At 39.6% G+C, this 15,533-nt stretch carries 11 protein-coding genes and 1 pseudogene; 10 read left to right on the top strand and 2 right to left on the bottom strand.

The features are described from left to right. Positions 1 to 17 precede the first annotated feature (17 nt). Positions 18 to 2,996 (bottom strand): polysaccharide lyase 8 family protein, encoded by a 2,979-nt coding sequence (locus J0J33_RS09670; RefSeq protein WP_206887662.1) that lies wholly within the window; start codon positions 2,994 to 2,996, stop codon positions 18 to 20. A 353-nt stretch (positions 2,997 to 3,349) separates the two neighbouring features. Between J0J33_RS09670 and J0J33_RS09665 the strand changes: the two genes are divergently transcribed. Further along, on the top strand, positions 3,350 to 4,504 hold the full coding sequence (locus J0J33_RS09665) for a glycoside hydrolase family 88 protein (protein WP_206921717.1): 1,155 nt from the start codon (positions 3,350 to 3,352) through the stop codon (positions 4,502 to 4,504). Positions 4,505 to 4,513: 9 nt separating this feature from the next. After that, on the top strand, positions 4,514 to 6,301 hold the full coding sequence (locus J0J33_RS09660) for a beta-galactosidase family protein (protein WP_206921716.1): 1,788 nt from the start codon (positions 4,514 to 4,516) through the stop codon (positions 6,299 to 6,301). 25 nt (positions 6,302 to 6,326) lie between these two features. Here the strand turns inward: J0J33_RS09660 and J0J33_RS09655 are convergent, their stop codons facing one another. After that, positions 6,327 to 7,034, bottom strand: a complete 708-nt coding sequence (locus J0J33_RS09655; protein WP_061412410.1) for a GntR family transcriptional regulator — start codon at positions 7,032 to 7,034, stop codon at positions 6,327 to 6,329. A 228-nt stretch (positions 7,035 to 7,262) separates the two neighbouring features. Here J0J33_RS09655 and J0J33_RS09650 point away from each other — a divergent pair, with 228 nt between their 5' ends. The 8 genes and pseudogenes from J0J33_RS09650 to kduI all read left to right on the top strand — a co-directional run bounded on the left by J0J33_RS09650 (position 7,263) and on the right by kduI (position 15,507). Continuing rightward, the gene (locus tag J0J33_RS09650) at positions 7,263 to 8,192 is read left to right on the top strand and encodes a PTS mannose/fructose/sorbose transporter subunit IIAB (RefSeq protein ID WP_206887656.1); all 930 of its coding nucleotides are present in this window, start codon (positions 7,263 to 7,265) and stop codon (positions 8,190 to 8,192) included. A 1-nt stretch (position 8,193) separates the two neighbouring features. Beyond that, entirely contained in the window at positions 8,194 to 8,991 is a 798-nt protein-coding gene (locus J0J33_RS09645) for a PTS sugar transporter subunit IIC (protein ID WP_019294114.1), read from the top strand. Next, entirely contained in the window at positions 8,984 to 9,808 is an 825-nt protein-coding gene (locus J0J33_RS09640; protein WP_019294115.1) for a PTS system mannose/fructose/sorbose family transporter subunit IID, read from the top strand. The genes J0J33_RS09645 and J0J33_RS09640 overlap by 8 nt, the downstream gene beginning before the upstream one ends. A 173-nt stretch (positions 9,809 to 9,981) precedes the next feature. Then, complete coding sequence (locus J0J33_RS09635; protein WP_206887652.1) at positions 9,982 to 10,791, top strand: gluconate 5-dehydrogenase; 810 nt, start codon at positions 9,982 to 9,984, stop codon at positions 10,789 to 10,791. A gap of 18 nt (positions 10,792 to 10,809) precedes the next feature. After that, positions 10,810 to 11,645, top strand: a pseudogene (locus J0J33_RS09630) (hypothetical protein). A gap of 55 nt (positions 11,646 to 11,700) precedes the next feature. After that, positions 11,701 to 13,461 (top strand): DUF2264 domain-containing protein, encoded by a 1,761-nt coding sequence (locus J0J33_RS09625; protein ID WP_206921715.1) that lies wholly within the window; start codon positions 11,701 to 11,703, stop codon positions 13,459 to 13,461. A 45-nt stretch (positions 13,462 to 13,506) separates the two neighbouring features. Next, positions 13,507 to 14,514 carry a LacI family DNA-binding transcriptional regulator gene (locus J0J33_RS09620; RefSeq protein ID WP_206887646.1) on the top strand — a complete coding sequence of 336 codons (1,008 nt, stop codon included), beginning with the start codon at positions 13,507 to 13,509 and terminating at the stop codon, positions 14,512 to 14,514. A gap of 147 nt (positions 14,515 to 14,661) precedes the next feature. Further along, positions 14,662 to 15,507 (top strand): 5-dehydro-4-deoxy-D-glucuronate isomerase, encoded by an 846-nt coding sequence (gene kduI, locus J0J33_RS09615; RefSeq protein ID WP_206887644.1) that lies wholly within the window; start codon positions 14,662 to 14,664, stop codon positions 15,505 to 15,507. Positions 15,508 to 15,533: the final 26 nt, after the last annotated feature.

Below are 15,533 nucleotides of genomic sequence, written 5' to 3'. Positions count from 1 at the left end.
GCACCAATTAACGAAAATCACTCCACAATAATTTGTTTAGCACTCCCCGCACTGCCCGAAAAGTCAATGCTTAGAGTGTTTGTAGCTTCATCAAAGCTTACGCCGTCACTCATCGAAAGGATATGCTTGAAATCTTTTGGCAATTGGATATGAGCAGTCTCATTGGTTTGCGTGGGATTTGCGATTGTGTATGTGGTTTGGGTTTGCTTGGTTTGTTTTAACAAGGAAATCGGCTTGTCTGTGGTGATGTCTGCTAAGCTTCCTCCTGTGGTAGCCCAGAAATTAATTCCTAAATAGCCAGCGGTTTCCATTTGCACAGCTTGGATACTTTCGGTGTTTGCAAGAATTTTAAGAGTATTATCTTGGGTATAATGTTTAAGTTTTTCTTGCGTTGCTTCAGGAAGAATAACATAAGCATAGTTTGCATTTTGAGGATGCTGCCCGTGGTTTATCAGGAATTTGCGATATTCGCCACTATAAGTTTTGTCACTTGTAAAGGCACTATTGATAGCGGCGTAAGTTCCTGTTCTTTTTTCACTTTGCACAGTGACGTCTGAAGAAGTTGGGAAGTAATAGCCAATCGAAGCATTTTGCTGGTCAGACTGCAAGAGGAGCCAATCTTTTTTACTTTCTTCAGAAGCATCAGTGATATTCCCCTTATTTGAAATCACTTGATAGTGATATGCGTCATTAAGAAGACGGTTGTCCACGACCGTTTCGATGGAAGCAGTTGTGTCACCACTAATTCCCGCACCTAAGGCAATGGTCTGGTCTTCAAGAACAAACCATGATTTTTTAGCACGAAGATTCATCGGAAGGACGGTACCGTTGTTTTTAGTGCCTTGCTTATTAAGCGCCATACCCATCACGGCTTGATTTTCTGCAGCTGCTCCACCGACCCATGTTTCGGGAGAAGTTACGGTAGTAAAGGATGAGTTTTCATCTTGAAGCGCTATAGTATCTACGGTTGTCCCAGGTAAACGATAAGGATCAACCGTTGGCCAGTAACTATTACCAAATTGGACACCGTCGTTATTATAGAGATAAAACATGCCATCAGCTGTATGCCAGCCACGTTTATTTTCACCATTTCCTGCTTCAAAAGAAGAGGTGCGGTTGGAGTATAGGCTCAGGCTTGTCATGTAATTTGGATTACTTTGAACAAAACGATCCATTGAGGCGAAGACTTTTGTTCCCGTAAAGGGGAGCATATCTCCAGTGATTGCACTATTTGCCATTAAAGAAAGTGTCAGCTGTAAGTCATTATAGTCCCTCGTGTTATTGAGATAATAATCAGGATTGGTTTGCATCCAGTATTTCACTGCTTCTTGCAGCTTCTTTTGACTTTCTTCGGATGCTAAGTTAGCAACGATAAGCAAATTATACATCGTGGTTGAACCGTAGCCGACCTGTGTATCTTTTGGAGCGCGTGAGATTGAGCGTCCATTGACACCTGGAAGCATTGTTCCTTGATAGATGAGAGGGATAAATGATTGTTCAACAGTAGAGACAAAGTTTGAGACAGTTTGACTGTCCATTTCAAAGCTTGAACCTTTGGTGGTAGCGAGGATTTGTCCGACACCTTTCACAAGAACATTGCCGTAAGAACCGGTATAAGGGATGTTATTGTGCTGAATAAAAGAGCCATCAGGATAAAAGCCGTCTCCCTTGGTTACTGTTTGAAAAACTTCTTTAATACTGTTTGATGCCAGCTCGATCTTACTTTCATCTTCTTGTAAAATTCCTAAGCCAAGCACAGATAAGGCCAAGTCTGTTCTATTTGCTCCAGTGGTTGAAAAATTAGGAATGAAAGTCAGATCAACAAATACATCCTGTGCTTTCGTATAGAGTTGCTGATAAGGATTAGGGACATAGGACTGGATTGCTTTGCTATACTCTTGTATTTTATCTGACGGTAGCTTATCACCAAGAATCATTAAGCTACCAATAAATTTTTGAGGAATACCAACCTGCCAATCCCACCAATTGCCATAGTATTTCTGACCATCGTATCCCTTTTGACTTACCATAAAATCAAGTCCAGACTGAATATCAGCGAGCAGTTCGGAATTAAGATAGTAATCTGTCCCCTTAGTGCCATAAGCCTGTGAGAGAAGGTAGAGATTAGAGAATTGAGTCGTCAGATTTGCAGAAGGTGTGTCCCCAGCTTTCAAAGGCCACAGCTCTTTTCGATCAGGGCTACGATTCATACTTTGGTAAAGGTTTTGAGCATTCTTGGACAAAGTATTCACATATTTGACGAGTGGAGCATTGTTAGAATCATAATTTTCAGTGATTAGTTGTTGCTTCCACTTGTCACGTAAGCTTATAAATTGCTGCGTATCTAAAACTTCAGGTATACTGTTAACTTCGTCAGTTTTCAGTGATAAGAGCGACAGCTGACTCAGATTACCAAAAAGACGTAAACCTGTTGCTCCGGTCCAGTCCCCATCGATGGTTGACCCATTGCTGTAAGTAACATGGGGATTATCATAGATTATCTTGCCGTTAAGGTAAGCTTTAACACTCGTGCCCTGATAACGTAGAAGTAACTTATAGGTCTGCCCGACCTCGAGACTTTGACTGTGTATATCTGTTATCCATTTGCCTCCTGGCTGACCAAGCTGCCAGTTTCCGTTACTCATATAAGCAAAGGACTGATAATTTTTGGTGTTTTCTGCGCCAGCCCGAAAGACAAGCCCAAAATTTGTTTGTCCATTGTATACAAAAGTTATTTGCACATCACCAGAACTACGATTTCCTGCATCTGTATTGAGCGAAATACTTTCATAACCTGTACTTAGCTTTTGATTAGCTATATTTAGCTGTCCTTGAGAGATTCTTTTATCTGCTTGGCCAACCAAATCTTTCCAAGTCCCAAGCTGATTACTGAAATCAGAAGTATAGCTCTCCGCTGTAGCTCGTTGACTGAATGTGAAATTTACCGAAATGCTCACAAGTAAGAAAGCAATAAAATAAAATAGTTTTTTTGTCATTTCATATTCTCCGTGTATTTATTTATATTCCCAATGCTTGTTTTAAAGTACAATAAAAGAGACTTAGAACAGTTAATCTAAATCTTTTCAATATTTACTTTTAGTCGCTCCTTTTCTTTATGATAAGTAGTATAATTTAACATGTTATATTATCTATGAGTAAGTATATAGTATGTTAATAAGATTGTCAACCTATTTAGATAACGCTTACTTGCGCACTATTGAGGGATAGTAAATTTTTAGGTAATAAATATCTCGGCTGTAGTTTTTTCTTGGACCATCAAAAATTTCTTGCTATTTTGTCAAGTAAAAGTTATAATATAACATGTTAATATATTAAGAGAGGTTGAGTTATGAATACGAATAAAAAAAAATTAATTCAGCTCGGTCAAAATATCGACCAAGCTTGGCTGGACAATCAAATAAAGAAAATAATTGTAAAAATTGAAAGAAACATGGAGCGGTTTGGTGATGATTTTCCTTCGGCTTGTGCTACAGATGGGAAATATCGTATCAAGGGGAATGACGACTGGACCAATGGATTTTGGACAGGAATGATAGCTTTGGCTTATGAATATACAGGGGATGCAAAATTCTTACATCGTGTCGAAGCCAACATGGAAAGTTTCCAAAAGAGATTAGACGATCATTTTGTGTTAGATCATCATGATATCGGGTTTCTATATAGTCTGTCAGCGGGGGCGGCTTATAAGTTAACTGGAAATGAAACTTATAAAGCGACTTTACTTCAAGCTGCGAATGTCTTGCTTCACCGTTTTCAAGAAAAAGGTAATTTTATTCAAGCTTGGGGCAAGTATGGCGATCCTAAAGAATATCGTGTCATTATTGATTCATTCATCAATCTTCCCTTACTCTTTGCAGCAACAGAATATTCTGGCAAAGCAATTTACAAAGAAGTAGCGCTGAAGCATTATGCGACTTTGCTCAAAACAGTTTTCCGTGACAATGCAAGTACTTATCATACTTATTATTTTGATCTCGAAACAGGACAACCAGCATATGGAGCTACACATCAAGGACATAGCGATACGTCAACTTGGGCACGTGGGCAGGCATGGGCTATTTTAGGAATTCCGCTTAATGAAAGTTATATTCATTCCGCTATTTTTCCTGAGGTATACCCTTCTGTGGTAGAAGTTTTCTTGAAGCATTTGCCTCAGGATCTTATTCCATATTGGGATTTTGATTATACAGATGCAGAGCCATCTGCTAAAGACAGTTCAGCAGCAGCTATTGCAGCGTGTGGCTTCTTAGAAGCTGCACAACAAAAAGCTTATCCAGAAGCAGAGGGTATGGCTAAGGGACTCATTTATCAGTTGGGAGAATTTTATACAGAGGCAGCAGATGGGAATGAAGGCTTGTTGCAACATGGGGTATATGCTTTTGCAGAAGGCAAAGGTATTGATGAACCTAACCTCTGGGGCGATTATTTCTATTTTGAAGCGCTCATGCGCTTAGCGAATGACAAATGGAACCGATATTGGTAAGGAGAAGTAGTGAAAACATTTCAAATAAAAGAAGAATTTATGCTGGATAATAAGCCAGTTAAAATAATAAGTGGTGCTATTCATTACTTTAGAATTCCCCAAAGTCAGTGGGAAGACAGTCTTTATAACCTGAAAGCACTTGGTGCAAATACTGTAGAAACTTATATTCCTTGGAATATTCATGAACCTGAAGAAGGAGTATTTGATTTTGAAGGCATGAAAGATATTCGTGCTTTCGTTAAGCTGGCTGAAAGTTTAGGGCTCATGGTTATTTTACGGCCTTCAGTTTATATCTGTGCCGAATGGGAATTTGGCGGACTTCCGGCCTGGTTGCTGAAGGAATCAGAAATGCGTCTTCGTTCCACAGACTCACGCTTTATGACCAAGGTGGAAAACTATTTTAAGGTATTACTTCCATATCTTTCACCATTACAAATCACTGCAGGTGGTCCTGTTATCATGATGCAAGTTGAAAACGAATATGGTTCTTATGGGATGGAGAAGGAATATCTTCGCCAAACGATGGCACTTATGAAAAAATATGGGATTAATGTACCCTTGTTTACTTCAGATGGTGCTTGGCAGGCAGCGCTTGATGCGGGTTCTTTGATTGAAGATAATGTTTTGGTTACAGGAAACTTCGGCAGCCGTTCGAAAGAAAACGCAGCAGTGCTCGCAGGATTTATGAAAGAACATGGTAAAAAATGGCCGCTTATGTGTATGGAATATTGGGATGGTTGGTTCAATCGTTGGGGAGAACCGATTATTAAGCGTGATCTGCAAGATTTAGTAGATGAAGTTAAAGCCATGCTGAAGCTTGGTTCGCTTAATCTTTATATGTTCCACGGTGGGACCAATTTTGGCTTTTATAATGGTTGCTCTGCGCGTGACACGGGAAATCTACCACAAATTACCAGCTATGATTACGATGCCTTGCTAACAGAGGCAGGGGAACCTACTGCCAAATATTATGCTGTTCAAAAAGCGATCAAAGAAGTGTGCCCAGATGTTTGGCAAGCGCAGCCTCGTGTCAAGGAAATTGAAAGTCTTGGTTCTTTTAAAGTTTCAGAGAGTGTATCTTTATTTAAGACTAAAGATAACATGATGAAGGCTTTAACAACCGCTTATCCTCTCACTTTAGAAGCAGCAGGTACAGGCTATGGTTATATGCTTTATTCTACTGTCTTAAAAAATTATGGTAAAGAGACTAAACTTAAGATTGTTGAAGCGAGCGACCGTCTCCAAATTTATCTTGATGGTCAACATAAACACACACAATACCAAGAAGAAATTGGGCAAGAAATATTGTTGGATGTAGCGGAAAATCAAGAAGAGATTCAAGTGGACTGTTTGGTAGAGAACTTAGGTCGTGTCAATTATGGTTTTAAATTTAATCATCCAAGTCAGCAAAAAGGTATACGTGGTGGCATGATGCATGACATACATTTTCACCAAGGTTATACACAATATCCTTTAGATTTCTCTGCGGAGCAGTTAAGTGGAATTGACTTTAGTGCAGGTAAAAATCCAGCACAGCCTTCTTTTTATCGCTTTAATATGAGCTTGGATAAGGTGGCAGATACTTTCATCGATTGCTCGAACTATGGCAAAGGTGTTATCATTGTGAATGGTAAGAATCTTGGTCGTTATTGGAACCAAGGGCCTGTGTACAGTTTGTATTGTCCGAAGGACTTTCTCCATGAAGGAGAGAATGAAATTCTTGTCTTTGAAACAGAAGCTGTAGAAATTACCAGCTTAAACTTTTCAAGTCAACCAGTATTTGATACTCTAAAGTAAAAATAAAACAAAGTAAAAGTGGATGCTATTCGGCATCCACTTCTATTTTTGTTTTGAAGTATTTCCAATGTTTGTAGCTGACGATATATTCAGCAACACTCTTATCTACAAGATAGGTGTGTTTAACCTGCTTGACCACAGGTTCGCGGAAGCTTAAGTTGAGCGCATTGAGCAACTCACTTTCATCTGGAAAAATAATTTCATTTGTTTCAACAGAGGACATGGAATAAAGATCGATACCAAAGTCTTTGTTCACTCGCTCATAGACACTCGAATAGTCTTCTAAATGATCTGACACAGGCTCCTTGACTAAAGTTTTTGGAAGGTGTGTAAAGTGTAAGAGAAAGGGGGTTCCATCAAAATAACGTACCCGAACAATCTTATAATAACTTTGGTCTGGACTAAGTCCAAGCTCTTTTAAGATTGAAGGTTCATTTTCCTCTTTTATTGACAGAACTTTGACAGTTTCGTGATCTTGAGAATGCAATTCGATATCTGAGAATTTAACATTTTGGGAAATTTTCGATTTAGAAACATAGGTACCTTTTCCTTGAACGCGGTAGAGGTAACCTGCACTTGTTAATTGGTTTAAGGCTTTCACCGCAGTGATAGAACTTACTTCATATTTTCGTTTAATATCGGCTTCTGAATAAAATTTATCCCCGGGGATAAATTTATGATTTTTGATTTCAGATAATAAGTCTTGTTTGATTTGTTCATACTTTGGAATCAATAGAAATACTCCTATCTATATAACTTATATTAGAATTATAACATGTTAAGTTATAATATGCAAGCTGTATATACAAGGCTTTAGAGTGCGCCTTAGGGAGCTTTTTACAAAAAAATATGTAACCGTGTACATTTTCTCTTGACAAGCTACTTAATATGTTATATACTGATAATGTAAGAAGATAACATGTTAAATAAAAGAGCGCTTGCGTGATTGATAAGGAGTCAAATGAGAAACATAGTATTGATTAGCCATGGTTCGATGGCTGCCGGGGTGAAAGAAAGTCTCGAGATGATCATCGGACGGCAAGAACAGATGCATGTGGTATGTATGCCCGAGGATAGTGATAATATCCAGTTTGAACAAGAGCTACTCGAAAAAATGCAGACCTTAGAGGGTGAAACTTTAATTATTGCTGATTTACTTGGAGGAACACCTTGTAACGTGGCGTTAAAGCATTTTACCGATAATGATGATATTTCTATCATCGCTGGGATGAACCTCTCTCTTGTTTTAGAAGCAGCAGTGAGTGATACAGCGTCCGCTGATGATTTGGTTACTTCGAGCAGAACAACGCTGGTTAATGCGAAAAACTTGCTGAATGAAGCAAAGGCACAAGAAGCAGTAACGCTTAATATGGCAGATTATTCTGAGTACCAAGGTAAAGCAAAGATTGTTAACACGCGCATTGATGAACGCTTGATTCATGGACAAGTGGCTGGAATTTGGTCTTCAAGTTTGGGGACACAACGCATCATTGTTGCAAATGATGAGGCAGCTACCGATGACTTGCAAAAATCATCTTTACGCATGGCTTGCCCATCAGCAATGCGACTCTCAGTTATTCCCGTAGCCCAAGCAGCAGAAAATATCAATGCGGGGAAATATGGCTTACAACGGATTTTTCTTCTCTTTAAAAAACCTGCCGATGTTTTAAAATTTATTCAAGCAGGGGGGAAACTTGAAAGTCTTAATGTAGGGAATATGAGCTATAAAGAAGGTTCAAAAGAAGTCACAAAGAGCATCAAAGTCATGCCAGAAGAAGAAGGTATCTTCCAAAAAATTGCTGCTGGTGGCGTTAAAATCACAGCCCAATTGGTTCCAAGTGAGCCCGCCATTGACTTTATGGAAAAACTTAACAAAATAGGAGAACGATAAAATGCATTTAACAGTCCTACAAATCATTTTAATTACAATTTTTGCCTTTATTGCTATCAATGATTCATTGATTTCGAATTCGTTGACTCAGCCAGCTATTGCCGGTATGATTTCTGGTTTAATTATGGGAGATTTGAAAACTGGTTTAATGGTTGGTGGTACCCTTCAGCTTATGCGCTTAGGTATTGCAGCATTTGGTGGAGCTTCTGTACCTGACTATTTCACAGGTGCCGTCCTTGGTACAGCATTCGCTATTATTTCAGGCAAAGGCGCAGCTTATGGTATTGGTTTAGCTGTTCCTGTCTCACTTCTGATGCTCCAACTTGACGTTGTGGCACGTTTCTGTAATGTCTTCCTGCTTCACAGAGTTGACAAAGCTATTGATAAAGAACAATACGGCCGTATTCCACGTTTGGTTCTCTCTGGTTCATTTCTTTGGGGACTATCTCGTGCTATTCCCATCTTACTCATGCTGATCGTTGGTGATGCTGCTGTAACAACCTTGACCAATGCAATGCCTGAATGGTTGATGACTGGTCTTCAAGTTGCTGGGGGCACATTGCCTGTTGTCGGTGTGGCGATACTCTTGCGTTATTTGCCAACGAAACAATATATTCCCTATCTTATGGTCGGTTTCTTCCTTGCAGCATATTTACAAGTTCCGATGATGGGGATTGCGATTGTCGGAGTAGTCGCAGCACTCTTGGTGTTCAAACGTGACAGCGCAAAGCCTGCACCAGCTGAGGCAGGCACAACAAATGGCCAAAACTTTGAAGGAGGCTTTGACGGTGATGAATAACAATAAAGAAGTAATTACAAAAAAAGATTTAAATAAAATTAGCTGGCGTTATATCTTGGGAAGTCAGCTCAACTGGAACTATGAACGTATGATGAGTTCAGGTTATCTTTATGGCATCATGCCTGTTCTGAAAAAGCTTTACAAAGACGATAAAGAACTCAAAGATATGGCTAAAACGCATAACCAATTCTTCAATACCAATGCTATTTTTGGTAACTTGATTATGGGAATTGATGTAGCTATTGAAGAAAAAGAAGGTTATAAAGCAAAGGAAACTGTGGCGGCTTTGAAAACAGCCCTCATGGGATCACTTGCAGGTGTCGGAGATTCACTTTTCCATGTTATTTGGGGGACCATCTTTGGTTCTGTTGCAGGAACTTTAGCTCAACAAGGTTCGACTGTCGGCTGTCTCCTTTGGATTGCTGCAAATATTGCCTTGCTCTTTGGTCGCGCTGCTTTACTTCCACTAGGGTATAAACAAGGGGTAAAATTAGTAACCACATTAAAAGATAAACTCTCTGCCTTTACTAATGCGGCAACTGTTCTAGGTGTAACTGTTATTGGCGCTTTAATACCAACGGTTATCAAGGTAGCTACGCCACTGGTTTACACAAATAACGGTGTTAAGTTAGAAATGCAAGCAACATTAGATGGAATCTTGCCAGCCTTAATCCCAGTTTTGCTCACATTGTTAACTTACTGGATGTTGGGCCAAAAGAAATTGAACTCTACACGTGTTATTTGGTTGGTTTTAATTTTCACGATTGTTCTCAGTGCACTTGGCATTCTAGGGCTACCTGTGCCACCAGCAAAATAAAACACAACACACATTGTATAAGGCATTCGTCTTGCACGGTGTGTGAAGAATTTTCGGATGACTTACCTCATTTACACAATTCCGAGTCATTGGAAAATTTTTCATAGACCGTATAAGAACAAAAGGTTCATATTGCATATGAACCTGCTTTTTAATAAGAAAAGGAATAAAAAATGACAGATAATATTTTAAAATTATTCAGCATGAAGGGAAAAATAGTCCTTATCACTGGAGGGGCACATGGGATTGGATATTCTCTTGGTATTGCTTATGCCCAAGCAGGCGCAAAGATTGTTTTTAATGCTAGACATCAAGCGGGAGTAGAAACGGGTTTAGCAGCTTATGAAAAAGAAGGTATTAAGGCATATGGCTACGTCTGTGATGTCACAGATGAAACAGCAGTTGCGGCTATGATGCAGCAGATTGAAGAAGAAGTTGGAAGTGTAGATGTTCTGGTGAATAATGCGGGCATTATCGCACGACAATCGATGCTTGACATGACAGCGAGCGATTTCCGAAAGGTTGTAGATGTTGATCTCACAGGCCCTTTCATTATAGCGAAAGCCGTTCTTCCTGCGATGATTAAAAAAGGAGGTGGCAAGATTATCAATATTTGCTCCATGATGTCCGAGCTGGGCCGTGAAACTGTTTCGGCATATGCCGCAGCCAAGGGCGGTTTGAAAATGCTGACTAAAAATATCGCCTCTGAGTATGGTAAATACAATATCCAATGTAATGGTATCGGCCCTGGATATATTGCTACCGAACAAACGAAACCACTGCGAGAACGACAAACAGATGGTTCTCGTCATCCTTTTGATGCCTTTATTATTGCGAAAACCCCGGCTGAACGTTGGGGTAAACCGGAGGATTTACAAGGTGCAGCTGTCTTCCTTGCTTCAGATGCTTCCAACTTTGTAAATGGGCATATCCTATATGTCGATGGCGGTATCCTTGCCTATATCGGCAAACAACCCGAATAAAGAAATGAGAACCAAAAAATGATGAAAATTGAACTGCTTAATAAGAACAAAGAAAATATCTCTGGGAAATTTGACCATGAGAAAGAGCATGCGCCATTTATGGCTCAAGGAAACCAGCTTTGTACACTAGGAATCAAGGAATATGTGTATCAGATGGGAGATAAGATTCGTGTGACAGTAGATGATGTTCCGGGCTATTATATGGTTCAGATGGATGAAACTCTTGCGCCATCACTCCTTTATTTTACTCAAGAAGAATGGTTATATGAAATCCCTTTAACAGAAAATCTACGAAAGTCCTCTGTGGAGACGGCATTCAAATCCGCACGCCATAGCTTGACCGCGCGCAAAGCCTATCCTTTTGAAATTTCAAACTATCAAAATATTTCCTTTAATGCGCATGATCAAAAAGAAAACACAGGCGTCTATCCGCATGCTTCGGCCAATGTCGAAACACGTGATGAATCAGTTTTTTTGCGAAAAATGCCATAGATGGTAAATGCGCTAACCTATCACATGGTTCATATCCTTTTGCCTCATGGGGAATTAATCAGCAGGCCGATGCAGAATTAACCATTGATTTTGGTCGTCATGTTGAAGTGGATCAGCTGAGCTTACTTTTCCGCTGTGATTTTCCACATGATAGTTATTGGCAAAGTGTCGAAGTTACATTTTCAAATGGTAATTATATGTGCTTTGACACAGAAAAGCAGGCAGAGTATCAAAACTTTAAATTTCCGACACAGCAGACCACTTTTATCAAGCTGGGTCATTTAAACAAGGCACAAGATGATTCGCCCTTTCCTGCGCTAACCCAAATTGAAGTTTTTGGAAAAAACAAGCCTGTTCAATAAGACTATACCTATCCCTTGCAAAGTCATGGGATATTTTCATCAGAAAAGAGATAAAATGCGAGAAAAGAAATTAAAAGCTTTAAAATGGGATTTTTATGAAGAGATCACGCAGGGGTTCAAACTTATGCTTGAACCGCTCAAAGTAAAAATGAATGGTTCTGGTCATATCGACTTGGGGCACAATCACGGTGCTATCTATGATGAGGAGACAAGTCAGATGGAAACCTTTAGCCGTTTGGTCTGGGCGATTGGTCCTTATCTCAGTCAAAATGAAGATGCTTTTCTCACAGAAGAAATTCGTGCTTCCTTTGTAGCGGGAACAGATCCTACAAGCAAGCATTATTTTGGCGTGCTCGCCAACTATGACCAAAAATTTGTCGAAATGGCAGCATTAGCGACCTGTTTGCTGCTTAACAAGGAGACCATCTGGCAGGACTTTAGTCTGCAAGAAAAAGAAAATATAGCCCACTGGTTCCTTCAAATCAACCAACGAAAAATCCCCAAAAATAACTGGCGTTTTTTCCGTATCTTGGTCAATGTCACCATGAAAAACTTGGAAATGTCTTACTCTCAAGAAATAATCGATCAAGAGTTCACCTTCATTGACAGCTGCTATCAAGGGAAGGGATGGTATTGTGACGGTAAGGCAAGTCAGGTGGATTATTATATTCCGTGGGCATTTCATTACTATAGCTTGCTCATCTCAAAATTTTTAAATCCCCATGAAGATGCTGAACGGCTTAAAAAGATTAGGGAAAGGGCAACTTTATTTGCGCAAGATTATCAGTATTGGTTTGACCGAAAAGGACGAGCAGTGCCTTTTGGCCGAAGCTTGACTTATCGTTTTGCACAGGGCGCTTTTTGGTCAGCCTTAGTTTTTGCGGATTTGGAAGCTTTGCCTTGGGCAAAGATTAAAGCACTCTTTTCAAATCATATGCAAGCTTGGTTTCGTGAGGCTATTTTTACTGAAAATGGCATTTTAAATGTTGGTTACGCTTATCCCAATCTCAATATGGCCGAAAATTATAACGCAGCAGGTTCACCTTACTGGGCTTTTAAAGCATTTTTACTCTTAGCTGTTGATCGTCAACATCCTTTTTGGCAAGCCGACAAACAGTTACCACGCTTATCACGCAAACGAATCGCCTCTAAAGAAATGCGAGCCTTGATTGAACACAGTGCCCATTCGGAGCAGGTTATGTTTTATCCAGCTGGGCAGTTCATCGAAAATCAGAGTCATGCACCAGCCAAATATGGTAAGTTTGTCTATTCGACACAGTTTGGTTTTAGTGTACCCAAAGGCGCTTATTTTTACGCTGAAGGCGCTTTTGATAATACCTTAGCGCTGAGTGAAGACGGGCTGTACTTTCGAGCACATGCCCAAGATGACTCTTTTGAAATCTTCGAAGATCGTGTGGTGCATTACTGGTCACCCATGCCAGCCGTTCACATCAAAAGTACGATTATCCCTTTAGGTCAAGCGCATCTGCGTATCCACGATATCCAAACAGACAAAGTATTGTGTGTAGCAGAAGGTGGTTTTTCCACAACGATTGAGGAAAGCTCAACTTTTTCTGATAATAAATTTGCCCAAATAGACACGCCATTAGGGAGCAGTAGTATCAGAGCGATCAAAGGCTATGACGAGGCAGACATTGTTCGGCCAGAAGTGAATACCAATGTGTTGTATCCACGCAGTATTTTTCCTTGTCTTCAGGGAAAGATTCAGCCCGGTCAACATCGCTTGATAAGTCTCATAACTGGAGCAGTGATGCAGGAGCAAGATTCAAAATGGAGCACAGTAAGTGAAAAATAACTTTTTTCTTATTATTTTTTTCAAAGTATCGTATAATAAGGGCATATGACTAAAAAAGTAACGATCAACGATATCGCAAAGTTAACTGGGGTATCAAAATCAACCATATCCAATTTTTTAAATGGTAAATTTGCAGGGATGTCAGAAGAGACACGGCAACGGATTCAAGATAAAATTGAAGAGCTCGACTATCGTCCGAACCGTCAAGCGCGTGCTTTAAAGTCAAGTTACTCTTCACTTATCGGGATTTCAGTAACCGACATTTCCAATCTTTATACATCACGTTTATTAAAAGGGATGATGGAAAGATTGCAAAATACCAAGTACCATACGCTTATCATGAACTCGGACCTTGATGAAGAGTATGAACAATACAATATCGAAAAATTACTAGACGAGAAAGTTGACGGTATCATCCTTCAACCTCTTAAAGCTGCAGCGACGGATTACAAGACGATTGATTCAGACTTGCCTTTAGTCCAAGTTGACCGCTATCTTCAACCCCTTATTTGGCCAGCTGTTATTTCTGATAATGGTGAGCAATCAAAAAAATTAGCGGAAAAGATTGTCAAAGAAGGTTATCAAAGGATTGTCATCTTAACACCGCCAATGCAGAATTCTTCAACTCGTCTCAAACGCTATGAAGGAATTACCGAAGCAATAAAAGATACGGATATTGAACTGGAAGAAGTATTCACTGAAGAAGTCAAGGATCTCTTTACAAGTGATCCAATGATTTGGGAAAAGATCGAGCCTTTCTGTAAAGATGATAAAAAGACAGCCATCTATGCCTTCAACGGCGGTCTGCTTTATGGTGCTATTAAAATTCTGAAAGATAAGCAAATTGCTGTGCCAGAACAAGTGGGAGTGGTAGGTTATGATGATGGAGCTTTGGGAGAGCTGATTAGCCCAGGATTGACTGCTATCGTTCAGGATCCCGTAAAGATAGGCTACACAGCTGCGGATCTTTTGGTCAAAAATATCGAAGCCAAAGCGCAAAAAGCAGAACTTACAGTCGTTGACTCAGATCTAAAAATCAGACATTCACTATAAAAATATCAAAGGAAAAATATCCTTTGGTATTTTTTTATTTTTTATACTTGACAAAACAACTGAAAGCGAATACAATAGATGTTAGTAAATCGGTTTAGTAAATCGGTTCATCAATTTTATAAATTACAAATAAAAAAGGAGCATCAAATGAACAATCAAACAATGGATACACGTTATACGCACTCACCAAAGGATATTGCACACTTTACAACACAAGAGCTACGCGAAGAATTTGCAGTAGAGACCATCTTCGAACCTAACTTTATTCATTTGGTTTATTCGCACAATGACCGCTTAATTTTTGGCGGAGTTGAACCGACAGAAAAACCTTTGGAAATTGTTCTGGATAAAGTTCTTGGAGTTGAATATTTCTTAGAACGTCGTGAACTTGGTGTCATTAATATTGGTGGTGATGGCAGTATTATCATCGACGGCCAAGAAGATGAAGTTTTACACCGTGATGGCTACTATATTGGAAAAGGGACAAAGGAAGTTATTTTCAAATCTAAAGATCCGCAAAACCCAGCAAAATTCTACGTGGCTTCAGCTCCAGCTCACCAAAAATACCCGAATAAAAAAATCGCTCTGGCCAATATTAATCCTTTAACACCGGGTGATGATGAACATATGAATAAACGCAAAATCAACCAATATGTTCACCCAAACCAAGTCGAATCTTGCCAACTCCAAATGGGTTTAACATCACTTGCTCCTGGTTCTGCATGGAACACTATGCCTTGTCACACACATGAACGTCGTATGGAAGCTTATCTGTACTTTGAATTGCCAGAAGACAATGCCATTTTCCACTTCATGGGTAAACCCGAGGAAACAAAACACTTAGTGCTTCAAAACGAACAAGCGGCAATCAGTCCAAGTTGGTCCATCCATACAGGCGTAGCCACAAGTAATTACTCTTTTATCTGGGCAATGTGTGGCGAAAATATCACTTATGACGATATGGATATTGTTCCAATGAACAAACTTAAATAATAAAAAATAAACGAAAGCAGAAAGAG

Origin of the sequence: Lactococcus sp. LG1267 (assembly GCF_017309545.1) — a bacterium.
Taxonomy (GTDB): Bacteria; Bacillota; Bacilli; order Lactobacillales; family Streptococcaceae; genus Lactococcus; species Lactococcus petauri.
Note: the sequence above shows the minus strand (reverse complement) of the source record. Positions and strands in the feature narration are given on the sequence as shown.